This window comes from Streptomyces sp. NPDC002156 (genome assembly GCF_053593675.1).
Map to the genome: position 1 here is coordinate 1 of NZ_JBSFDA010000087.1, position 22053 is coordinate 22053.

A 22053-nucleotide genomic window follows, 5' to 3' on the forward strand; every position below is an offset into this window, starting at 1 on the left:
CAGCGCCATCACGCCACCGATGCAGAAGAACGCGAACGACGTCACCAGATACAGCGTGCCGATCGTCTTGTGGTCAGTGGTGGTGAGCCACTTGACGGCTCTGCGGCCGGTGGTGGTGCGGGGTGGGAGCTCGATGGTCTTCACGCCCCGCCTGTGTCCGTGCCCGGTCCGGGCGTCACACTCGGACGACGCGACAAGAATCACGGAAACGGGTGTGACGATCCGCGGACTGCCGGACACCAACGGAGCATGAGCAACGACGAGACCTTCGCCGCTGCCTATCGCGAGCACTACTGGGCGGTCAGCCGCTATGTCGCTCGGCGACTGGACGGCCGTACGAGCGAGGTGGAGGAAGTGGTGGCGGACGTCTTCACCGTCGCCTGGCGACGCCGTACCGATCTGCCCGCGTCCCCGCTGCCCTGGCTGTACGGCGTGGCACGCAACTGCCTGGCCAACGCGGTACGCGGCCAGGGCCGGCGCCGGCGGCTCGTCGACCGGGTGGGCAACGACGAGACGGCGCACGGCAGACAGGTCGTGGCGAGCCCCGACGCCGAGTCGCCGGGCGCCTGGGTGCACGAGGCGCTCGGCCGGCTCACCCCGGCCGACCAGGAGATACTGCGCCTGACGGCCTGGGAGGAACTCGCCGTCGATGAAGTCGCGGTGGCCCTGGGGTGCGGTACGCGCGCGGCGGCGATGCGGCTGCACCGGGCCCGGCGCCGGCTGAGAGCCGAGATCGACCGGATACGCCCCGCGCTCGCCGCCGACGTGAACTCCCCGAAGGAACACGGCCATGCCTGACGAACTCGACCTGCTGCGCGCCGCCGACCCGGTACCGGCGGACGGCCCCCTCTTCGGCGACGGCCCCCTGGACCACGACGCGGAACGCCGCCTGAACCAACTCCTGCACACCAGCGGCCGGTTCGGCCGTGGCCGCGCCCGCTGGACGTGGAGCCTCGCGACCGTCGCCGTCGTCGCGGCGACCGCGCTGGCCCTGCTCCTCGCGGGCCCGAACACGGCCCCGGCGGTGGCCGCACCCCGCCCGCTGCTCGTGCAGGCCGGCTCCACCCCCGTACCCCTGGCCAGGATGGCCGAGATCGCCGACGCGGCGGCCGCGGACGGCTCACCGGAACTCCGGAAGGGCACCCACGTACAGACGTGGAGCATGGGTATGTCGGAGGACAAGCCGCCGATCACGCTCCCCGTCGAGCGCATCGTGCGCTGGCACGCCGACGCGAGCCATACGGAGCTGGTGGTGGCGACCGACCCACAGCATCCCGGCCGACCGGTCCTCAGCGAGGGGGACGGCGAACCCGGCCTGGTCGAGGACGGGCACGTCATCAGCGACCAGACGTTCGGACCGAGCTGGAGCGACGCCCCACCCGAGTCGCCGCCACCGCACGACCCGGAGCGCCTGAAGGCCTACCTCCAGGAGGCACAGCACCAGACCACACCCCTCACCACCCCTGAACTCCTGGACGCGGTCAGGGTGTTGCTCGACCACTGGACCCTCGGCGCCCGCGAGAACGCGGCACTCGCCGCCCTGCTGGCGGACGCGGATGGCCTGCGCCCCGTCGGCCGGGTGACGGACCGACTCGGGCGCCCCGGCCAGGCGTACGTGTACGACGGCCACGGTGCCCGCCGCATGCTGATCCTGGCCCCGACCACCGGCACCGTCCTCGGCCTGGAACTCACCGCGACCTATGCGGAGCCCGAGTGGGGCCTGAAGGTGGGCGACGTCATGGATTACAGCGTCTGGATGCGCTGATCAGGAACCCTCCTCGTCCCACGCCTGCAGCACCGTCTGGTCGACGATCTTGCCGTCGCGGAGGGACAGCATCGAGCCGGCCAGGACTCGGACGCCGTCCGGGTACAGACAGGACTCGGTGTAGGCGACCTGGTCGCCCTGGACGACGACCTGTTCCAGTTTGTGGGTCATGTCCCTGCTGTAGACGTCGTTCAGCATGGTGCTGATCTCGTCGCGTCCGTGCATGACCATCGGGTGGCTGGGCTGGGTGTTGTGGTCGACGACGCGGAGTTCGGCGTCGTCGGCGTAGAGCGACAGCAGGGCCGTCGCGTCCTGTCCTTCGATGCCCCGGCGCAGTGCTTCGGTGTCGAAGGTGTGGCTTGCCGCGGTGCCCATGGTGACCTCCTCCGTGGGGGCGCGGCCCGGTCGGGCGCGGGCCGCGAGGGGCCCCTCCTTCTGAGGCTCCTCCGTCCCGGTGACCTCGGCAAGCGCAGGCAGAAGATGAGCCTGACGAGTGAGGGGGGCGGGGTGGCCGTGTCCGGGGAGGGGCGCGGGCCGTTGCTGAATGCATGATCTCAACACGACGAATCGCCGCCGCCGTTGGTCTCGCCGTCGGCGTCACCGGCCTCGCCGCCCCGCTGGCCAGTGCGGCCCCCGCCGCCGACCAGAACGCGGGCAAGCTGAACCCGATCGCCCAGCTCGACTCGCTCGCCGTGAGCGAGATTCCCGCCCAGTACCACGACGACCTGCCCCGGGTCTCCACCCAGCTCAGCTCGCTCAACCGGCTGAACGACCTCCAGCAGCTGCACCAGGTGACCGACATGGCCGCCCCCGTGACCGGGCTGCTGCCGGGCATCGAGGCCTGACAGACGTAACAGACGCAGCCTTACGAGCAGGAAACGAGGGCCCCCGGCCGCACCGGGCGGCCCTCGCTCTTGTGTGCTACCTCTGCCGGATCGCCGTCGTCGGTTCCGTGCCCAGGAAGTGGAAACCGGGTCTCGGGTGCATCAGGAAGTCGTGGTGGGAGATGTTCCACGCGTAGGCGCCCGCCAGTGAGAACAGGACTCTGTCGCCCGCCCGGAGTCTCGCTACCGGGACCCGGCGGGCAAGTACGTCCTTCGGTGTGCACAGCTGGCCCGCCAGTGTGACCCGTGCCTCCTCGGCCGCCGGGCGGGGCCACGGGTGCGGCCAGGTGTCCACCGGCAGTACCGTGCAGGGCTGGTCGTGGCCCTTCGTCGCCGGGGTGCGCAGATGGTGGGTGCCGCCCCGGACCACCGCGAACTCCTCGCCGTGGCTCCGCTTCACATCCAGCACCTCGGTGGCGTACCAGCCGCAGTACGCGGTCAGCGCCCGGCCGGGCTCGATACGCAGGGTCAGTTCCGGGTACGCCTCGGTCAGCCAGGCCAGGCCCCTGCCGAACGCCGCCCAGTCGAAACGGCGGTTCGGGGCGGCGTAGTCGACGGCCATCCCACCGCCGACGTTCACCTCGCTGATGCGCACCCCGAGCCCCGCCGCCCAGGTCACCACGGACTCCGCCACCGCCAGCTGCTCCCGGGCATCGAGTCCGCTCGCCAAGTGGGCGTGGATTCCGCGCAGTTCGAGCTGGGGGGACGTCCCGTCCGTGAGCGCCCGGAACACCCGCGCGGCTCCGGCCGGGTCCAGGCCGAAGGGGGTCGGCCGACCGCCCATCGTCAGCGAACTGCCCGCCAACGAGCCGTCCGCCACCGGGATGTTGACGCGGACCAGCACCGCCACCCGCCGCTCGGGTCCCACCTGCCGCGTCAACTCGGCGAGCATGCGCAGCTCGTGCTCGCTCTCGACATGGAACCGGTCGACGCCCTGCTTCAGCGCGGCCAACACCTCGTCCGGCGTCTTCCCCGGCCCGCCGAACGCCAGCGGCCGGCCCGGCACCGCGTCGGCGACATGGGCGAGTTCGCCGCCCGAGGAGACCTCGTAGCCGTCGACGTACGGCGCGAGCGCGGCCAGGATCTCCGGCTCCGGGTTGGCCTTGGCCGCGTAGTACAGCTCGACCCGCTCGGGCAGCGCCGCCCTGACCATCGCCGCGTGACCGCGCAGCTCCGTCAAGTCGTAGACGTACGCGGGCAGTTCGTTGGCGGGCAGGGACAGTGCGTGGTCGCGCACGGCGAGGGTCATCGGGTGCTCCGGGTGGTGTCGCGCAGGATGTCCTCGGCGAGCGGGGACGGCAGCCGTACGTATCCTGCCTCGCGGTCCGCCTTGCGCTCCCAGCGGGTGAGAAGGTTTGCCTTCGCGGGCAGCGGTACCCCGGCGAGCAGTGCGGCGAGCCGTGGCGGGCAGCCCGAACGGTCGGCGTAGGACCGGAGCGTGTCGCGCACTCGCGCCCACAGTGCGGCCTCGGCCTGTGGGTGCAAGTCGGCCAGGGCGGCGAGGAGTTCGGCGATGTGGTTGACGAGCAGGCAGTAGACGACCCGGTCCCAGCCGCGCTCCGCGTCGTACGTCATCGGGCCCGCGACCTCTGCCGGTACGGCGGTCAGTGTGTCGGTGTGGTGCTCGGGGACCAGTTTGGTGCCCTCCAGGTCCCGGAAGAGGACCTGGGCGGGGCGGCCGTCGGCGCCCACGCAGATCAGCACGTTCTGGAGATGCGGTTCCAGGACGAGGCCGTGGTCGAAGTAGGCGGCCAGCACGGGCGGGACGAGCAGTTCGAGGTACGCCGACCACCAGTCGAGGGCCGTGTCCGGGTCCGCGTCGGTGAGCAGCCGGGAGATGTGCGCGGCGCTGGACGGATACTCGTCGGCAACCGCCGCCGCCAGCAGGGGAGTTGCCCCAGGCGCGAGGCGTCGGGGCAGGCCCTCGCGGACGATCACGCCGAAGCCCTCGAAGAGGTCGCGGTCCGGGGTGCCGTCGGGGCCGGGCAGCGCCAGCGTGCGGTAGGCGGGCTCGCGGAGCACCGCGCTGCCGGGGAAGCGTTCGGCCAGCTCCGCGAGGGCCGGGGCGAGGGCGCGGGTGAGGGCGACTGCACCGGACAGCTCGTAACTGCTGTTCTTCCGTAGGCAGTTGGTGATCCGGACGTTCAGGCTGAACTTGAGGAAGGTCTCACCGTCGTACAGGGTCCGCACGGACGCGGTCGCGGCGAACGGGCGTCCGCCCGGGCCGAGGTCCAGGATGTCGCCGCGCTCCAACGCGGCCCGCAGCAGTGGGTGTTCGCGCAGGGTCTCGTACTGCCAGGGGTGCGTCGGCAGCAGCCGGTAGCCGTCGGGGACGTCCGTGCGCTGACCGTCCAGCGCGGCGGCGGCCCAGGGAGCGGCGCTCTCCTCGGCGATCAGATGGGCGCGTACGGCGAGATGCCGCAGCGGGAAGACGGCCCCGGTCTCCGGCGCGTACGCCGCCCAGGCGCGCGGGCAGCCGGTGCGGGCCTTGGGTGTTGGGTGGAAACGGTGGCCGAACAGCAGGGACTGCTCGGAGGCGAGATAGGCGGCGAGATGGGAGGTGGGGTGGGAGGTGGGGTGGTTGACCGGCCGTGCGGCGGGGCGCTCGTGGGCGAGTGCGGTCGTGATGGCCTGGTGGCTGGAGGTGATCTGTTCCAGGAACTCGTCGTTGCGTTCCCCGGTGCGCAGGGACAGTTCGTCGCGCGTGTACTCGGCCAGCCGCCGCCAGTCGACCACCGCCCAGCCGTCGCCGGTCTGTTCGCTGACCGGGCCGGTGAAGCGGTGGGCGCCCAGGAGGGACGTACGGCGGAGGCTGACCCGCAGGAGAACTCCGCGGCGGGGGAGGCGGAGCAGGAGATGGCCGTTGTCGACGACGGTCTGGCGTTCCGGGCCCGACACCTCGCGCAGCAGGCAGTTGAGGAGGGTGTGGGTCACCACGTCGTCGGCGGTGGGGAGTTCGGCGACAGGCAGTTCGGCAGCAGGCAGTTCGGCGGTGGTGGTGGCGGGCGAGTCGGTCAGTGAGGGCATCAGCGGCTCCAACGGGCGCGGTGCGAGCGGGGGTTGGGGAGGAAGAGGGAGGCGAGGACGGTGAGTGCGGCGGCGCCACTGCCGGTCAGTACCGGCGCGGCCGGGCCGAAACGGGCGCTGCCCACTGCCGCAGCGAGGCCGGCGGCGACCGCGCCGGCCTTGGAAAAGAACTCCAGCGCGCCGAACATCCCGCCGGGCGCACGGCCCTTGGCGCAGTCGGCGGCCAGCACGGACAGGGACACCAGGCCGAACGTGAGCCCCACCCCGAGGACCAGCCGTACGGCGATAAGCGCGGTCAGCGAGCCCGCCACGCCGTGTCCGGCGAGGCCGAGCGCGATGAAGGCGAAGCCGAGGACGATCCCGGTCCGGGGCCGGTCCCGGACGGCGGAGTGCACGGCCAGCGCCGACACCAGATAGACCAGGTGGGGGAGGGCGAAGAGGACGCCGGACAACGTGGCCGACGTACACGGCAGTCGGTCCTCGACCAGAGAGATCAGATAGGGGAAGGAGATGACGGTGGAGAACACGAACGCGAACTCCAGGGCGTACAGGGTGCGCAGGGAGACCACCGGCGCGGCGGAGGGCGCGGTGGTCTCGGGTATGGACTCGGGCGCCTGCTCCTCGCTCGGCTCGGGGAGCGCGGCGAGCAACAGGGCGGCGGTCAGCGGGAGTACGGCCAGCAGTGCGTACTGGCGGTGCGGCGACAGCCAGCCCGACAGCGCGCCGACGACGATCGGCGCGACGACCAGGGCGGCCCGGGCGCTGCCCTGCATCAGGGTGAGCGCCTTCGACAGGGCAGGGCCCTCCAGCGCGGCCCCCAAGTAGCCGTTGGACGCGGCGAACGTGCCGCCGAGGATGCCCTGAAGGATCAGCGCCACAGTGAACGTGGCCAGCGAGTCCGCCCAGCCGGCGAGCAGAAAGGCGACGGCGAGGCCCAACTGGGCGCGCAGCAGCAGCCGTTTGCGGCCGTAGCGGTCGGCGAGCCTGCCCCAGAGGGGAGCGCCGAGCGCGCCGAACACCGTCGGGACGACATACAGCACCCCGGCCCAGCGTGCGGAACGGTCGCCCAACTCCGGGAGGATCTCGGTGAGATACGGGGGAAGACCCAGGGCGGCGAAGGACGCGACGAAGTAGCAGGCGGCCACCGCGTGCACATGGCCGCGGCCGAACGAGGAGCGTCTCGGCAGCCGCCAGGCGGCCTCGGCACTCATACCGAATCCCCTGCCTGGAGAAGGTAGTTGGGGCCGGTGGTGTAGTGCTTGTTGATGTCGGCGGCGCCCGAACGGTCCTTGCTGAGCAGGGTTCCGGCGCTGACCATCGCCTTCACGGGCAGGTGCGGCGAGTCCAGGATCCGGCTGCGCAGTACGGTGGCCGGGGTGCCGCCGAGCCGGTCCACGGCCTCGGAGAGCCGGTCGCGGACCAGCCCCAGCAGCGTGGGCAGCGGTGCGCGGCCGTGCCGGGCGAGCCCGAACGCGTAGGCGCCCGCGCACAGATGGACGGTGATGGTGGCGAACACGTCGGCGACCGGCCCGTCCTCGGTGCCGTAGGTCCGCGCGTCGTCGAAGCCCCACGGCCCCGGCAGAGCGGCGGCGAGCCGGTCGGTGTTGAGGCGCGGCCCGTCGTTGTCCTTGAACAGCAGCCGCACCCGGCCCTGTTCGGGCCCCAGGACCAGCGACACGTTCTGCTGATGCGACTCCAGGGCGATTCCGAGGCCGAAGAGGGTGGTCTGCCAGTCGAAGAGGAGGGTGAGGCAGGAGTCCAGCAGGGCGAGCGGGTCGCCGCCGTGGAAGCGGTCGGCGAGCTGGTCGACGACCAGCCGTCCGCCGGGTGCCTCGGCCAGCAGGGCGGCCAGCGGGACGACGGCCGTGTCGTCGAGGCCGGCCGGGTAGCGGCGGCACAGGACGGCGAGGAGTTCGTGTCCGGCGTGCGCGTACGTGGTCTCGTCGGCGTGCAGAACGGTGTCCCGGAAGCGGGGCTCGCGCTCGACGACCCGCTCGATCAGCCGCTGCCCGGCGGCGCCGTCGGCGAGCGTGCCCGGCTTGATGGAGCGCCGGTTGCGCAGCCCCAACGTGGCGGTGGCCAGGGGGAGTTTGAGGTGCAGGGTGGGATCGGCGGCCACCGCGACGGTACGCATCGACAGCGTCGGCACCACTTCGAGGTGCCCGTGGTCGGCGAGCCGGGCGCGTCCCGCGAGGCCGGTGACCCGCATCGCCTCGTCGAGCGGGGCACCGACGGTCAACGGGTGCACGGGCAGGGCGATGTGAGTGCCGCTCAGATCCTCCATACCGAGCACAGCGGGCGTCGGCCAGCCCTCGGGCAGCGCTCCCGCAAGGGTCACCGCCTCCCGGGGCACGGCGAGCCAGCGCAGCGCGAAACGGGGGTGGAACTCCGGCGCGTACGCCCGCAGTTGCTTCTCCGTCAGCCCGGACCGGCCACGCGCGGTCGGATACACGGGATGGTCGATCCGGGCTGCGAGGGCGTCGTACGCCAGGGAGGCCGTCAGGCCCGTCCAGCGTGCGGGGTCGGTGCCATGACGGCCCGTCAGTCGCTCGGTGATCTCGTCCTGGGTGGCGTCGTGCAGCCGCAGCGTGGCCAGGGTCTGTCGGCACTCCTCGGCGAAGGCGTGGAAGCCGTCGCGGTCCACGGGGTCGGCCAGCGCGCGGAGTTCGGCGAGCACGGTGTCGTACGAGGTCAGCTCGGCGCCGTCCGACTCGCGTACGAGCAGCGGCAGTCGGGCGGCGTACACGCACTGGAAGCCGTCCTCGGTGAGCGGCAGCAGCAGGGCGTCGTCGGTGTCCGTCGGCAGGCGCAGCCAGATGCCGTCCGGGCGGTGGGTGAGCGTGCCCCGGGTGCGCAGACCGACGACGTCCTCGCGGAGCAGGGCGCTGAGGACGCGGGTGAGCAACTCGGCTCCGGCGTCGGCGGTCACGGCTGGACCTCCCAGCGCTGCGCCGCCAGGAACTCCGCCGACACCCGGTCGACCGTCGGCTGGTCGGTGCCGGTGGCCCGCAGGACGCCCACATAGTCGCGGTTGGTGCGGTACAGCTCGTGCCGCTCACCCACCGCGCGCAACGGACGGTACGTCAGATGGACGCCGTCCACGGTGAGTTCGGTGGCCGGGGGAGCCGAGGTCAGCGTGCCCGCGCGGTCGGCGCACGGGTACTCCAGCCGGGCGGCGCCGTCGCGTCGGACGCCGAGGTCGGCCGGGAGCGGCTCGCCCAGATGGGTGCGCAGGATGTGCTCGAAGAGCGGGATCTCCAGGAGCCGGGACAGCAGCAGGTCGACCTGGTCGCCGATGGCACGGTAGTTGACCTCGATGATCCGGGCGCGTCCCTCGTGCAGCACGAACTCGGTGTGGCACGCGCCGAACCCGACGCCCAGCGCGTCGAGTTGGGCCAGTATCTGGGCGACGACCGGCTCTGGGTGGGCCGGTACGAAGACGAGCCGCTCCTCGATGAAGTACGGGGGCGGCGACACGTCGGTGTGGAAACCGCCCAGGACGTGCCGGACGCTGCCGTCGCCGAGCGTCTCCAGGGTGTACAGCTCGCCGGGCAGATACTCCTCGACGACCAGCACGGCACCCGGCCGACGCGCGAAGATCTCCGTGGCGCGGGCCGCCAACTCCTCGGCGCCGCTGACGAGTACGACGTCCTCGCTGGCCACACCCTCACGCGGCTTGAGGACGCACGGGTACGGCGCGGCCGACGCGACAGGCTCGATCGGACCGGACTCCGTCAGCTCGGCGGACCACACGGTGTCCACGCCCGCGGCGGCGAGCCGGCGCCGCATCTCGGCCTTGTCCTTGCAGGCCAGAGCGGCCCGCCAGTCCTTGCCGGGCAGGCCGAAGTAGTCGGCGGCCAGGGCGGTCTGGGTCTGGAGATGGTCGCTGTTGCTGAAGACGGCGTCGGGCCGGTGATGCGTGGAGATCCGGGTGATGACGGCCCGGAAGTCCCGGACGTCGCACTCCAGGATCTCGACGTCCGGGTACACGGCCCTATGGGCGTCGGGCTGGTCGGTCAGCACGGTGACGTCCAGGCCGAGTTGGGCGGCGGCGGGCAGAAAGCCCTCGGTGACCGAGTCAGTGGGATTGAGAGCGAGCAGGTACAGGCGGCGCATGGTGTGTGGAACAACTTCCGCTAGCGGGTGGGGGGTGGGGCCCAGATCGGGGGTTCGGGCCGGGGGCCCGGGGGCGGGGCGCGTGCAGAAGGGCGTGCCCCGCCCCCGTACAGCGGGAGTTACTCCTTGGGGAGCCGCACACCGGTGGCCTTGGCCACGTCGGCGAGCATCTGCTCGGCGGCCTGGACGCCGATGCCGGACATCCAGATCTCGTCCGGGACCTCGAAGACCTTGCCGTTCTTGACGGCGGGCAGGCTCTTCCAGACCGGGTTGGTGACGACCTGCTGCTTCTGGGTCTTGTCCTCGGTGTCGGCGGCGGTGACGAAGACCAGGTCGGCGTCCGCCTGGTCGATCTGCTCCGGGCTGACGTCCTTCATCGTGACCTCGGGGTCGGTCGAGACCTGAGACTTGGGCCGGAGCAGGCCGATGTCGCCCAGGACGACACCGCTGTAGGAGTTGGACTGGTAGAGGCGCGTCGGACCGGCGATGAAGCGGACCACGGACGCCGTCGGCATGGTGCCCTTGTCCTTCGCCTTGATGGCCGCACCGAGCGCCTTGGCCCGCGTCTCGTACTCCTTGAGCTTGGCGGCGGCCTCGGTCTCCAGGCCGAGGGCCTCGGCGTGCACCTTCAGGTTCTGCTTCCAGACACCGCCGGTGGTCTCCGTGAAGACGGTCGGCGCGATCGCGCTGAGCTTGCTGTAGACGGCCTCGTGGCGGACCTTCGAGGACAGGATCAGATCGGGCTTGAGCGAGGCGATCAGTTCGAGGTTCGGCTCCAGGAGCGGACCGACGTCCTTCGTGCCGCTCAACTCGCCCTTCAGGTACGTCGGGAAGCCGCCCTCGGACTTGAAGTGCGGGGCGACCGCGCCGACCGGGTCGATGCCGAGCAGCGTCACGTCGTCCAGCTCGCCGGTGTCGAGCACGACGACCCGCTTGGGCTTGGCGGGGATCTTCACCTCGCCCATGACGGTCTTGAGGGTGCGAGGGAATCCGGCGGTGTCGGCGGCGGCCCGCGCCGTCGTGTCCGTGCTCTTGTCGTCGGACTCGCCGCTGCCGCAGGCGGCGAGCACGGCGGTGCCGAGTACGACGGCGAGGAGCAGGGCGATGAGCCTGCCGAGGCGGCCGAACCGGCCGATTCCGGGCAGGGAAGGGGTGTTGCGCATGAGGGGGGTCGGTCTTTCTGTCGATTGGGGTGGTGCGGGTGGGTCACGCGGTCGCGGCGGAGTGCCGCACCGCGCTGCCTCTGGGGACGACCAGCGGGGTGCCGGTCTCCGGGTCCGGTATGACCCGGCAGTCCACGTCGAACACGGACTTGACCAGCTCCGCGTCGAGCACGTCGGCGGGAGCGCCGGCGGCGGCGAGGCGGCCGTCCTTGAGGACCACCATGTGGTCCGCGTAGCGGGCGGCCTGTCCGAGGTCGTGCAGCACCATCACCACGGTGCGGCCCGCCTCGGCGTGCAGGGCGGCGACCAGATCGAGTACGTCGAGCTGGTGCCGGAGATCGAGGAAGGTGGTCGGTTCGTCGAGCAGGAGCAGCTCGGTGTCCTGCGCCAACGCCAGGGCGATCCAGGCGCGTTGGCGTTGTCCGCCGGAGAGCCGGTCGACGGGCTGGTCGCGCAGGCCGGTCGTGCCGGTGCGCTCCAGGGCCTCGTCGACCGCCCGCTGGTCGGCCGTCGACCAGGGGGCCAGCAGCCGCTGGTGCGGATACCGGCCGAGCCGGACGAGCGCCTCTACGGTGATCGCCTCCGGGGTGACCGGCTGCTGCGGCAGCAGCCCCATCCGCAGGGCCAGCGTCTTCGCGGACATCCGGTGGATGTCGGAGCCGTCCAGGGTGACGGTCCCGGCGGCGGGCGAGAGGAGTCGGCTCAGCCCTCTCAACAGGGTTGACTTCCCACAGGCGTTGGGGCCGACGATCGCGGTGACGGCGCCGCCGGGCAGGGTGAGGTCGAGTCCGCCGACGACGAGCCGGTCGCCGTAGCGCAGGTCGAGAGCCTCGGTGCGCAGCTGGTTGAGAGTGTCCGGCCGGGCGGTCATGCGTGACTCCTGTGAACGGGCTTGCTCTGACGGAACATCAGCACCAGCAGCCAGGGCGCGCCGAGCGTGGCGGTGACCGCCCCGACCGGCAGCCCCTCGACGGGCAGCAGATGCTGGACGACCAGGTCGGAGGCGAGCAGCAGTACGGCACCGGTGAGACCGGCCAGCGCGAGTGAGACGGCGGTCGGCGGGCCGGTGAGGAAGCGGACGATGTGCGGCACGGCGAGCGCCACGAACGTCACCGGTCCGGCGAGCGCGGCGGCCAGTGACGCCAACACGACGGCGACGAAGAGGAGTTGGAGCCGGGCGGCGGAGGTACTGAGCCCGAGGGCGCCCGCCGAGTCGTCCCCGAGGTCCAGCACGGCGAGCCGCCGGTGCAGTACGAGGGTGACGGCGAGCGCGGCCACCATGGCGCCGCCCGCTCCCCACACCTCCGTCCACGTCCGCCCGTACACCGAACCGGTGGTCCACTGGAGCGCGGAGCCGGCCAGCTCGGCCGGGAAGCGCACGATCAGCAGGTTCACGGCGGCGGCGAGCCCCGCCTGCACGGCGAGCCCGGTCAGCACCAGCCGCGTCACGGCGACCCCCGAACGCCAGGCGAACACGCCGAGCAGCAGGGCCGAGAACAGCCCCCCGGCCAGCGCGCCGACAGGGATCAGCGTCTGCGAGGCCCCGGCCGCGAGGAGCGAGACGGCGCCGAGCGAGGCCCCGCCGGTCACGCCCATGACGTCGGGCGAGGCCAGCGGATTCCGGAACAGCCGCTGCAGCACACACCCGGCGACACCGAGCCCGGCCCCGGCGGCGATCGCCGCGAAGGCGCGCGGCGCCCGGAACTGCTGTACGACCAGGACGTCCCCGGAGTCCCCGAGCCCGACCAGCGCCCGCAGCGCGGTACCGGCCGGCATGCCCATCTCACCGGTCGTCAGGGCGACGGTGAGCAGCACGAAGAGGGCGACGAGACCGCAGCCGGAGTACAGCAGCACGCGGCGGCGCGGTCGGAGCCGGGAGTCGGACGTCGTACGGGCGAATACGGCGGCGCTGGTCATGAGGCCGCCCTCCGGGCTGTACGGATGGCGGTCGTGGCGGAGTTCATCGGGCCACCTTCCGTGCCAGCAGCGCCAGCAGAGGCGCGCCCAGGAACGCGGTCACGATGCCGACCTCCAGTTCCGAGGGGCGGATCACCAGACGGCCCAGGACATCGGCCGAGAGCAGGAGAAGGGGCCCGGCGATCAGACAGCCGGGGACCAGGAGGCGGTGGTCGCCGCCCAGCAGCGGACGTACGAGGTGAGGCGCCGCGAGGCCGATGAACGCGATCGGGCCCGCCACCGCGACAGCAGAACCGGCCAGCAGGACGACCGCGATACCGCCCGCGAGGCGGATCCGGGCCACCGGGACACCGAGTGCCTGGGCCGAATCGTCGCCCAGGGCAAGGGCGTTGAGGGCGGGGGAGACCGCCAACGCGGTCAGCAGGCCGAGCAGCAGCGAGGGCAGGACCGGCCAGAGGGTGGTGAGGGTGCGGCCGGAGAGGGAGCCCGCCAGCCAGAAGCGGGCCTCGTCCAGGGTGCGCTGGTTGAGGAGCATCACCGCCGACGTCCAGGAAAGCAGGACCAGTTGGAGGACGGTGCCGCCCAACGCGAGCCGTACCGGGTCGAGGTCGCCTGCCCGGCGGGCCAGCGCTTGGGCGAGCAGGGCGGCGCCCGCAGCGCCCGCGAAGGCGAACCACACATACTCGACAGGGTCGTTGAGCTTCAGCGCGAAGATCGCGACCACCACCGCGAATCCGGCACCCGCGTTGATCCCGAGGGTGGTCGGTGAGGCGAGCGGATTGCGGGTGATGCCCTGGGCGACCGCCCCGGCGACCCCGAGCGCCGCGCCGACCGCGAGCCCGATCACCGTACGTGGCAGCCGCAGCCCGGTCACCACGAGCGCGTCTCTCCCCTGGGCGTGGCCGAACAGCGCGTCGGTCACCGTCGACAGGGGCACCGAGCGCGCGCCGAGGGCGAGACTCAGCGCGGAGATCAGGGCCAGGGCCCCGAGTCCGGTGAGAAGGATCGGGAGGTGCCTCAGGGCACGGAAGGGCACACCGGTGGTCGCACCGGTCGGTGCGCCCCGTTGGGTCGCAGTCACGAGCCGGGAGCTTAGGTTAGGCATGCTTTACTTTTCAACCAGCCGTGGAAGCGCTGTGACGTGCATGGTCCTTGATCATCGACATAAGGGCACCCCGGTAACCGCCTTGCGATCTTGCCAGTAAGGTAAGCCTTGCCTATCTAACCCCACCCGCACCTCTCTGCGCAGGAGTACCGATGAGCGTCGCCCTTGAGACCCCGCCGGCCACCGCCGCCGCGCGCGTGCTCGGCGGCGCCTATCAACGCCTCGCGGACATCTGCGAAGTGCTCAGCGTGCAGGTCGCGCGGCCAGGTGTGACGTGCCCTCAAGCGGGCGTCACCGGAGCCGAGTTGACGGACAGTCACGAGGCTCTCGGCGCCTTCGTAGAGGCCGAGACGGCACGGATCCAGGAGCGTTACGGGCACACCGCCCGCCCGCATGTCGCCGCGTCCCGCGCCCTGCACGACTACGCCTGGTCGGTCGGCCTGCTGATGAGCGGCGTCTGGTACCTGGAGCGCCGCGTGCCACGCGTCCGGCCCGAGGACGTACGGCTGGACCTCGCCACCGGGGAGTACAAGATCACACCGGGTTCCTACTTCTCCTGCCTCCCCGGGGACCCCGCCGCCACCCTCCCCGGAGTCACCGTGCTCCCGCACGAGGACGCGCTGCGGACCGAGTTGCGCTCGGCCGTCGCCGACCACATGGCCCCGCTGCTCACCGCACTCGGCCCGGTCGCCCGTCGGCGCTCGCGCGCCCTGTGGGGCCTGGTCTCCGACGACCTCGTCTCCGGGATCTGGTACCTCGGGCGCGTCCTCGGCCGCGAGGGCGACGCGATCCGCGCGGCCACCGAACTGCTGCCCTCCGCGGTCGCCCCGTACCCCGGCGGCGCCGACTTCCGCCATCTCACCGACACGTCCGGGCAGCGCCACCCGACCCGTACCCGCGCCGGCTGCTGCCTCTACTACACGATCCGCCCCGACGAGGCCTGCTCCACCTGCCCCCGCACCTGCGACTCGGAACGCCTGCGCAGGCTGGAGAGCTGAGCGCTGCCCGCAAGCCGTGTGCTCAGCCGGTGGTCGCCAGGAACTGGGTCGCCGCCAGCTCGGCGTACAGCGGGTCCCCCGCGACGAGTTCACGATGGGTGCCCACAGCCCGTACCCGCCCCGCGTCCATCACCACGATCCGGTCCGCCATCGTCACCGTCGACAGCCGGTGGGCGACGACGAGAACAGTCGTCGTACGGGCGACATCCGCGACCGTGTCCCGCAGCGCGGCCTCGTTCACCGCGTCCAGCTGCGAGGTCGCCTCGTCGAGCAGGAGCAGCCGGGGGCGGCGCAGCAGCGCACGGGCGATGGCCACCCGCTGGCGCTCACCGCCCGACAGCTTGGTGCCACGATGCCCGACCAGCGTGTCGAGGCCGCGCGGCAGCCGGGACACCAGACCGTCGAGCCGGGTCGTCTTCACGACGCGCGTGACCGCCTCCTCGTCCGCCTCCGGATTGCCCAGGACCAGGTTGTCGCGCAGCGAGCCCGACAGTACTGGCGCGTCCTGCTCGACATAGCCGATGGCGGACCGGAGTTCGGTCAGCTCCCAGTCGGCGGCGTTCCGGCCGTCGAGCGTGATCACGCCGGACTCGGGGTCGTAGAACCGTTCGATGAGCGAGAACACGGTGGTCTTGCCCGCTCCGGACGGGCCGACGAACGCCGTCATGCCCCGGGCCGGCACGGCGAACGTCACGCCGTGGTGGACGTACGGCAGATCGTCGTCGTAGCGGAAGCGCACCTCCTCGAAGGCGAGCGCCGCCGGTTCGGCGTCGGCGGCCGGGAGGGGCGCCGGGTGGGCCGACGACGGTTCGGCGGGCAGGGCGAGGGCCTCCTGGATACGGGTGAGGGCCGCCGCACCCGTCTGGTACTGCGTGACCGCGCCGACTACCTGCTGGATCGGCGACATCAGATAGAAGACATAGAGGAGGAACGCGACCAGCGTGCCGACCTCGACCGCGCCCGTCGCGACCCGCGCACCGCCGACCGCGAGCACCGTGATGAACGCGATCTGCATGGCCAGGCCCGCCGTGTTGCCCGCCGCAGCAGCCCACTTGGCGGCGCTCACGCTCTGCCGCCACGACTCCTCGGCCGCCGCGTGCAGGTTCCGCTCCTCGCGGTGCTCGGCGCCGGACGCCTTGATCGTGCGCAGCGCGCCCAGCACCCGTTCCAGCGAGGCACCCATGACACCGACCGCGTCCTGCGCCCGTCGGCTCGCCTTGTTGATACGCGGCACGATCACCCCGAGCACGGTCCCCGCGCCCAGGATCACGGCGAGGGTGACGCCCAGCAGCACCGGGTCCACCAGGCCCATCATCACGATCGTCGCGACCAGGGTGAGCCCGCCGGTGCCGAGGCCGACGAGCGAGTCGGTGGTGACCTCGCGCAGCAGGGTCGTGTCGGACGTGACGCGGGCCATCAGATCGCCGGGCTCGGTCCGGTCCACGGCCGGGATCCGCAGCCGCAGCAGATAGGAGGACAGCGCCCGCCGCGCCCCCAGCACCACGGACTCGGCGGTCCGCCGCAGCACGTACGAACCCAGCGCGCCCAGCGCCGCGTTGGCGACGACCAGCGCCGACATCAGCAGCAGGGCCTTGGTGATCGTCCGGTCGTGGGACAGATCGTCGATGAGCCCCCGCGCCACCAGCGGCAGTGCCAGCCCGGCGGCCCCCGTGGCCAGCGAGAGCAGGGCGCCCACCAGCAGGGTCCACCGGTGCGGCCGTACGTATCCGAGGAGCAGCCGCCAGGCGGGCGGAGCGGGGTTCGGCTCTGCGATGCTCACGAGGCTCCTCGGCGGGCAGACGGGCGGGAGATTTCACCCTACGTCGGTGGCCGGGGGAGCGACGAAGTAGTTATTTCTGCCCGTTCTCCGTGTGCTCCTCGTGCAGCGCCCGCCAGTCCAGCGCCGTCGCGAGGACGAGAGGAGGCGTGTCCCCGCTGGGCAGACAGTCGCCGAGCATGCCGGCCAGTACCTCGCCCGGGCCGAGTTCGAGATACGTGGTCACCCCGTCCTGCGTCAACAGGCCTACCGCGTCCGCGAATTGGACCGGCTCGCGCAGCTCGCGCACCCAGAACTCCGGTGTGCACGCCTCGTCTTCGCCGACCGGTTTCGCCGTGATGTCGGAGATCAGGGGGAGGCGTGGGGCGCGCAGGTCCAGCGTCCCCAGAGTACGGCGGTATTCGGCGAGGAGCGGTTCGAAGTGCGGCGAGTGGGCTGCCACATCGGTACGCAGGACCCGCGTCCGCCGACCGCGCCTCTCCCACTCCTCCTGTACGGCCGTCACCGCGTCCCGGTCGCCCGAAACCACCACCGCCCGGGGCCCGTTGACGGCCGCGACCACCACGCCGGACCCCGGGCGCAGCTCCTCCGGGGACGCCTCCACCGCCGCCATCGCACCCCCCTTCGGCAACGCGCCCATGAGCCGCGACAGCGTGCCCACCGCACGGCAGCCGTCCGCCAGCGAGAACACCCCGGCGGCATGGGCGGCGGCCATCCGCCCGGCCGAGTACCCGAACAGCACGTCCGGGCGCACACCCCAGCTCTCCAGCAGCCGGTACTGCGCGACCTGGAGCGCGAAGATCGCCGGATTCCCGAACGCGATCCGGTCCAGCAGCGCGGCCGTGCGCGTCCCGGCCTCGGCGAACATCACGTCCAGCAGCGGCACGTCCAGATACGGGTCGAGCCCCGCGCACACCTCCTTCAGCGTCGCCGCGAACACCGGGAAGCTGTCGTGGAGTTCACGCCCCATCCCTGGCCGTTGCGACCCGGCGCCCGAGAACAGGAACGCGGTCCGGCCGCCAGGAGGCCTCTGTCGTACGGGAGTCGGCCGCGCGGCAGCTGCTCCCTCGGGCAACGGCCGGACCGGAGCGGTCAGTTGAGCGATCACTTCCTCGGCCGACGAGCACACCACGATCCGCTCCAGGTCCCCGGGGTGCAGGAAGCCCTCGTCCCGCGCGTGTTCCAGGAACGCCAGCAGCGGGCGGTAGAAGCCGTACGGGTCGAGCAGCAGACACGGCTTGCGGTGGATGCGCAGCTGCGCCCAGGCCAGCGCCTCCAGCAGCTCCTCCGCCGTACCGAGCCCGCCCGGCAGCGCCACGAATGCGTCGCCCAACTCGGCCATCCTCGCCTTGCGTTCATGGATGTCGGTCACCACCTCCAGCTCGCTGAGGCCGGTGTGCGCGATCTCGTACGGCAGCATCCGGCGCGGTACGACGCCCGTGACCTTGCCGCCGCCGTCCAGTGCTGCGTCCGCGAGCGCGCCCATGAGGCCGGTGCGGGCCCCGCCGTAGACGAGGCGCAGGCCCGCCTCCGCGAGGGCGCGGCCCAGGTCGGCGGCGGTCTCCCGATGACCGGGGCGGTGTCCGGGGGAGGCGCCGCAGAAGACGGTGACGGTGTGAACCGAGGTCACAACGGTGGCGGAAGTCGCGGCGTTCACAGAGGTCACGGCCACAGTCCGTACCCCCGAGTGAGGACGGAGTGCGGGTCGTAGCGGTGCTTCGCACGGGCCAGGGCCTCCCAGGCGGGGCCGAAGTGGGCCCGCCAGTCCCCGGAGGTCATCGGCACCGCGCTGGTCGGGTGCAGGACACCGCCGAGGTCGCGCGCCCGCTCGTACAGCGCCCGGTTGGCGGCGACCGCCTCCCGTACGTTCTCGGGGGCGCCGGGCGGTGCCGTGCGCATCAGGGAGAGCAGGCACAGGAGTTCGCCCGGCGGCCTGCGCAGCAGCGGGGCGCGCAGAGCCCGGGAGGTGAGGGGGCGCAGCTGGACCACTCCGCAGGCGCGCAGGCCGGTCTGCGCGTGGTCGGCCAGTACCGTCGGGACGAACGCGGCGGCGGCCTCCTCCGGGAGGAGGAGCGTGAGCCAGGGGTGCGGGCGCTGCCACTCGCCCGTGGTGCGCAGGATCCGCTCGTCGCGGTCCATGCGGCGCAGGAACTCCTCGTACGAGAGGTTCTCGATCTCCTCGGCGTCCCGGTCGTGTTCGAGGCCGCCGGTCAACAGGGTGTCGTCGACGGGGAGTTGGCCGGTGTGCGGGGCCACGGCCTCGATCATGTAGTCCCAGGCGCCGTCGAGCGCGGGTCGTGCCTGGCCGCACACATGGCTGAAGCGGTCGTCGCGGGCGAGGGCGCGCTGGTCGGCGAAGAACGTGCCGGGTGTGTGGTGGTAGAGGCGGAAGCGGCGGACCAGGGCGGGTACGGGGACCAGGTCGAGCGTGGCGCGCACTATCAGCGCGCACTGGCCGAGGCCCGCCAGCACGGCGTCGAACAGGTCCCGGTGGCGCTCGCGCGAGCAGGTCACCTCCTCGCCGGCGCCCGTGACGACGTCCAACTCCCTCACGTGGTCGGCGACCAGACCGTGCCGGTGACTGGAACCGCCCAGGCCCCCGGTGCTCAGCAGCCCGCCGACGCTGCCGCCGAGATGGTCGGGGAGCACGGGCGGGGTGAGCCCCTCGGCGAGGGCGGCCCGGACGACCTCGCTCCAGCGGGCGCCCGCTCCGGCGGTCACCGTCCGTGCGGCGGGCGTACAGCGCACCTCGTTCAGGGCGCTCAGGTCGACGACGTACCCGCCCTCGGCCTGGCCCTGGCCGTAGACGGAGTAGCCGCCGCCCCGGGCGCTGACCGGCAGCCCGCGCGGGCCGGCCACCGCGACGAACTCGCGGAGCGCGGCCACGGACGGGGGCGAGAACACGCCGAGCGGCCGTGAACCGACGATATGGCCGAAGTCGTCGGCGGCCGGGACTGTTTTCGCGGCGTCCCCGCCGGCCGACTCCGGGAACGGAACCAGGTAATCCGACCGGGGAATGACGTTTGCTATCCCTTTCACGCGGCACGCCCCAGCATGCCGGGATCGAAAACCGGTCCAGACACCCGTTTCTCGAAAGTTTCGGTGAACACGCGGCTCTGCAGAATGCCGTGTTCGGCATGGCGCAGGGCGATCAGGGACGCCATCCGTGACAGCACCGGAGCAGGCGGCACCTGTTTGTGGATGGTCTCTACATCCAGTGAATATTTCGCACAGCATTCCAGGACGGCCTCAAAACCGTTCACGGACGCCGCGAAACGCCGTTGCCGGGGATCGACCCAGAGTGCGGCCAGCTCCTCCAGTAGGCTGCGGTCGGGGGCCGGCGGGGCGAGCATCGTCAGCGCGCGGCCGGTGAGCGCCTCGACGTACTCGTCGTACGCGGGCAGCGGCAGCACCCGTACGGACAGTTGCCAGGGCAGCGCGGCGCAACGTGCGGCCAGGACCCGCAGCAGGGAGATCGAGCCGCCCTCGACGATCACGAACCGATGCTGCGCGCCCAGCCGTTCCACCAGGTCGAAAAGGGACTCGGCGGCCGCTGCCGCGCCGAGGTCGCCGTCGGCGACGGTCCGGTCGCCGAGCCAGTACCGCCGTACACCCGGGGCCTGTCCGCCCGCGCGGGCGCTGGTGGTGGCCAGGTCCGTGAAGCACTGGAGCCGGTCGGCGACGACCACCGGGGCGCCGGTGACCCGGGCCAGATCGTTGGCCGCCGCGCTCTTCCCCGCCCCCGTCGGCCCCGCGATCAGATGAACAAAAGGACGAGCCGTGCAATCCGTCGTGCCGTCCGCTGGGCTCTCGGCCATCGGAGTTTCCCTCCCGATCCGTGCAACCGTTGTCGAGCACGGACAAGAGAAGCACGGTGTGACGTTGCGTCAAAACCAGCTCACAGCCTGGGCAGGGCAAAGAAACAACCACATTCATCTGTGGTTGTTAAAGGCCGGAAAATGCGGAGTGGAGTGTCGAATTCCGGGGAATCCGGAGTGGTGTGAGGCGGGCGCTGCAGCGCCTTTTTTAATGAATTCCTCACGCTGTGCGTCAGGTTCTTACCCAGGAGGACACCGTGCAATCCGAGATGTTGCTCGCCGCCGCCGACGCCCTGCCGCTCCCGGGAGGCGACGCGGGCCGCCCGGACGCCAGGGTCCTCGTCGGCTTCGGTGTGCCGGCGGAACTGGCCCGGTTCGTCGCCCGCCCGGGCTGGACCGTGTACGTCCCCGGCCATCCGGACGAGGTGCGGCGGGCCGTGATGACCGCCATGGCTCGGGGTGAGCAGGCGTACGTCCATGTGTCCGCCGAGTCCAACGCCGAACCGCGCGGCGCGACCGACGGTTTCGAACTGGTCCGGGAGGGACGTGCCGGTGTGGTGCTCGCGGTGGGCGCCACCCTCGACCCGGTGCTGCGAGCCACGGCCGGACTGGACCTCGCCGTCCTCTACACGGCCACCGTCCGCCCCTTCGACGAGCTCGGACTGCGCACCGCCGTGCTCGCCGCCGACCATGCCGACGTGGTGCTGGTCGAGCCCTGCGCGCGCGGCACCTCGGCCCATCATGTCGCCGGCACGCTGGTCCACGTACCGCACCGGCTGCTGGCCCTCGGCGAGCCGGACGGCCTGGACGAGGCCGAACTCGCCCGGGCCGTCCGGGACTTCATGCGCTGACGTCGGTGGCGTTGCCGGCCGACTCGGCGTGTGCCCGGGACCGCTGCGCGAGCGCGGTGAGGGTGGCGTCGAGGTCGGCGGGCCGGGGCCGGTTGTGCGGCAGCTTGGCCAACAGGTAGGCCATGCCGCAGGTGTTGCTGACGGCCGAGAACACGAGACCGCCCGCGATCCCCGCGGACAGCACCTGCCAGGCGGGGTGCAGAAGGCCCAGCCCGAGGCCGGCGAGGACGATGGTGCCCGCGGTGAAGCGGACCTGACGTTCCATGGACCAGATGGCGCGGGTCCTGGTCGCCGGGTGGTGCAGTTCGTGTCCCCCGTCCCGCCAGCCCTGGGTGCCGCCGGTCAGGGTCATGGCCGGGACACCGTTCTCGGTGAGGACCGTACAGGCGGACTCGGAGCGGGCGCCGGAGGCACAGACGACGAGCAGCTCGCCCTGCTCCGCCGCCTCCTTGAGGACGGGCAGCGCACGCCGGACGTGGTCCAGGGGGATGTTCAGGGCGCCGGGGAGATGCCCGGAGGCGTACTCGCCCGGGGTGCGGACATCGATGACGGTCAGCTGCGGCAGGCGGCTGCGGGCCTGGTCGGTGTCGAGGGCGAGGGGAGTGGTCATGGGGGACTGGGATCCTTTCGTG

20 protein-coding genes and 1 pseudogene are annotated in these 22053 nt (G+C 72.1%); 5 read left to right on the forward strand and 16 right to left on the reverse strand.

Annotated elements, in window-relative coordinates:
- A pseudogene (locus ACWCRB_RS29790) lies at nucleotides 1-240 on the reverse strand (hypothetical protein); the annotation flags it as partial.
- A gap of 9 nt (nucleotides 241-249) precedes the next feature.
- On the opposite strand from ACWCRB_RS29790, the gene ACWCRB_RS29795 reads away from it, so the two are divergent.
- Both ACWCRB_RS29795 and ACWCRB_RS29800 read left to right on the forward strand, forming a co-directional pair.
- Nucleotides 250-798 carry an RNA polymerase sigma factor gene (locus ACWCRB_RS29795; protein WP_450998988.1) on the forward strand — a complete coding sequence of 183 codons (549 nt, stop codon included), beginning with the start codon at nucleotides 250-252 and terminating at the stop codon, nucleotides 796-798.
- Nucleotides 791-1765: a CU044_5270 family protein gene (locus tag ACWCRB_RS29800; RefSeq protein ID WP_450998989.1), complete on the forward strand. Its 975-nt coding sequence runs from the start codon at nucleotides 791-793 to the stop codon at nucleotides 1763-1765. The genes ACWCRB_RS29795 and ACWCRB_RS29800 overlap by 8 nt, the downstream gene beginning before the upstream one ends.
- Here the strand turns inward: ACWCRB_RS29800 and ACWCRB_RS29805 are convergent, their stop codons facing one another.
- Nucleotides 1766-2140, reverse strand: coding sequence for a nuclear transport factor 2 family protein (locus ACWCRB_RS29805; protein WP_405534244.1), 375 nt, complete (start codon nucleotides 2138-2140; stop codon nucleotides 1766-1768).
- A 173-nt stretch (nucleotides 2141-2313) separates the two neighbouring features.
- On the opposite strand from ACWCRB_RS29805, the gene ACWCRB_RS29810 reads away from it, so the two are divergent.
- The gene (locus tag ACWCRB_RS29810; RefSeq protein ID WP_235472758.1) at nucleotides 2314-2610 is read left to right on the forward strand and encodes a hypothetical protein; all 297 of its coding nucleotides are present in this window, start codon (nucleotides 2314-2316) and stop codon (nucleotides 2608-2610) included.
- A gap of 76 nt (nucleotides 2611-2686) precedes the next feature.
- On the opposite strand, the gene ACWCRB_RS29815 is transcribed toward ACWCRB_RS29810, so the two are convergent.
- The 9 genes from ACWCRB_RS29815 to ACWCRB_RS29855 form a co-directional block, all read right to left on the reverse strand.
- Complete coding sequence (locus ACWCRB_RS29815) at nucleotides 2687-3898, reverse strand: type III PLP-dependent enzyme (RefSeq protein WP_450998990.1); 1212 nt, start codon at nucleotides 3896-3898, stop codon at nucleotides 2687-2689.
- Nucleotides 3895-5676: an IucA/IucC family protein gene (locus tag ACWCRB_RS29820; protein ID WP_450998991.1), complete on the reverse strand. Its 1782-nt coding sequence runs from the start codon at nucleotides 5674-5676 to the stop codon at nucleotides 3895-3897. The genes ACWCRB_RS29815 and ACWCRB_RS29820 overlap by 4 nt, the downstream gene beginning before the upstream one ends.
- Entirely contained in the window at nucleotides 5676-6887 is a 1212-nt protein-coding gene (locus ACWCRB_RS29825; RefSeq protein WP_450998992.1) for an MFS transporter, read from the reverse strand. The genes ACWCRB_RS29820 and ACWCRB_RS29825 overlap by 1 nt, the downstream gene beginning before the upstream one ends.
- The gene (locus ACWCRB_RS29830; RefSeq protein WP_450998993.1) at nucleotides 6884-8605 is read right to left on the reverse strand and encodes an IucA/IucC family protein; all 1722 of its coding nucleotides are present in this window, start codon (nucleotides 8603-8605) and stop codon (nucleotides 6884-6886) included. The genes ACWCRB_RS29825 and ACWCRB_RS29830 overlap by 4 nt, the downstream gene beginning before the upstream one ends.
- The gene (locus tag ACWCRB_RS29835; protein WP_450998994.1) at nucleotides 8602-9792 is read right to left on the reverse strand and encodes an ATP-grasp domain-containing protein; all 1191 of its coding nucleotides are present in this window, start codon (nucleotides 9790-9792) and stop codon (nucleotides 8602-8604) included. The genes ACWCRB_RS29830 and ACWCRB_RS29835 overlap by 4 nt, the downstream gene beginning before the upstream one ends.
- Before the next feature lie 119 nt (nucleotides 9793-9911).
- Nucleotides 9912-10955 carry an ABC transporter substrate-binding protein gene (locus ACWCRB_RS29840; protein ID WP_450998995.1) on the reverse strand — a complete coding sequence of 348 codons (1044 nt, stop codon included), beginning with the start codon at nucleotides 10953-10955 and terminating at the stop codon, nucleotides 9912-9914.
- A 43-nt stretch (nucleotides 10956-10998) separates the two neighbouring features.
- The gene (locus ACWCRB_RS29845; protein ID WP_450998996.1) at nucleotides 10999-11826 is read right to left on the reverse strand and encodes an ABC transporter ATP-binding protein; all 828 of its coding nucleotides are present in this window, start codon (nucleotides 11824-11826) and stop codon (nucleotides 10999-11001) included.
- Entirely contained in the window at nucleotides 11823-12872 is a 1050-nt protein-coding gene (locus ACWCRB_RS29850) for a FecCD family ABC transporter permease (RefSeq protein ID WP_450998997.1), read from the reverse strand. Before ACWCRB_RS29850 ends, ACWCRB_RS29845 begins: the two co-directional genes overlap by 4 nt.
- Nucleotides 12873-12915: 43 nt before the next feature.
- On the reverse strand, nucleotides 12916-13908 hold the full coding sequence (locus ACWCRB_RS29855; protein ID WP_450999020.1) for a FecCD family ABC transporter permease: 993 nt from the start codon (nucleotides 13906-13908) through the stop codon (nucleotides 12916-12918).
- A gap of 221 nt (nucleotides 13909-14129) precedes the next feature.
- Here ACWCRB_RS29855 and ACWCRB_RS29860 point away from each other — a divergent pair, with 221 nt between their 5' ends.
- The gene (locus ACWCRB_RS29860; protein WP_450998998.1) at nucleotides 14130-14975 is read left to right on the forward strand and encodes a (2Fe-2S)-binding protein; all 846 of its coding nucleotides are present in this window, start codon (nucleotides 14130-14132) and stop codon (nucleotides 14973-14975) included.
- 22 nt (nucleotides 14976-14997) lie between these two features.
- On the opposite strand, the gene ACWCRB_RS29865 is transcribed toward ACWCRB_RS29860, so the two are convergent.
- From ACWCRB_RS29865 to ACWCRB_RS29880, 4 genes are all read right to left on the reverse strand, one after another.
- The gene (locus tag ACWCRB_RS29865; protein WP_450998999.1) at nucleotides 14998-16755 is read right to left on the reverse strand and encodes an ABC transporter ATP-binding protein; all 1758 of its coding nucleotides are present in this window, start codon (nucleotides 16753-16755) and stop codon (nucleotides 14998-15000) included.
- Between the two features lie 70 nt (nucleotides 16756-16825).
- Nucleotides 16826-18418, reverse strand: coding sequence for a TIGR00730 family Rossman fold protein (locus ACWCRB_RS29870; RefSeq protein WP_450999000.1), 1593 nt, complete (start codon nucleotides 18416-18418; stop codon nucleotides 16826-16828).
- Nucleotides 18415-19791 (reverse strand): FAD-binding protein, encoded by a 1377-nt coding sequence (locus tag ACWCRB_RS29875; RefSeq protein ID WP_450999001.1) that lies wholly within the window; start codon nucleotides 19789-19791, stop codon nucleotides 18415-18417. The genes ACWCRB_RS29870 and ACWCRB_RS29875 overlap by 4 nt, the downstream gene beginning before the upstream one ends.
- Nucleotides 19788-20570, reverse strand: a complete 783-nt coding sequence (locus ACWCRB_RS29880) for an isopentenyl transferase family protein (RefSeq protein ID WP_450999002.1) — start codon at nucleotides 20568-20570, stop codon at nucleotides 19788-19790. Before ACWCRB_RS29880 ends, ACWCRB_RS29875 begins: the two co-directional genes overlap by 4 nt.
- Nucleotides 20571-20827: 257 nt before the next feature.
- Here ACWCRB_RS29880 and ACWCRB_RS29885 point away from each other — a divergent pair, with 257 nt between their 5' ends.
- A complete protein-coding gene (locus tag ACWCRB_RS29885) occupies nucleotides 20828-21421 on the forward strand; it encodes a transketolase (protein WP_450999003.1) in 594 nt (197 codons plus the stop codon).
- Here ACWCRB_RS29885 and ACWCRB_RS29890 read toward each other — a convergent pair.
- The gene (locus ACWCRB_RS29890) at nucleotides 21411-22031 is read right to left on the reverse strand and encodes a rhodanese-like domain-containing protein (protein WP_450999004.1); all 621 of its coding nucleotides are present in this window, start codon (nucleotides 22029-22031) and stop codon (nucleotides 21411-21413) included. The two genes, ACWCRB_RS29885 and ACWCRB_RS29890, sit on opposite strands and share 11 nt — an antisense overlap.
- Between the last annotated feature and the right edge of the window lie 22 nt (nucleotides 22032-22053).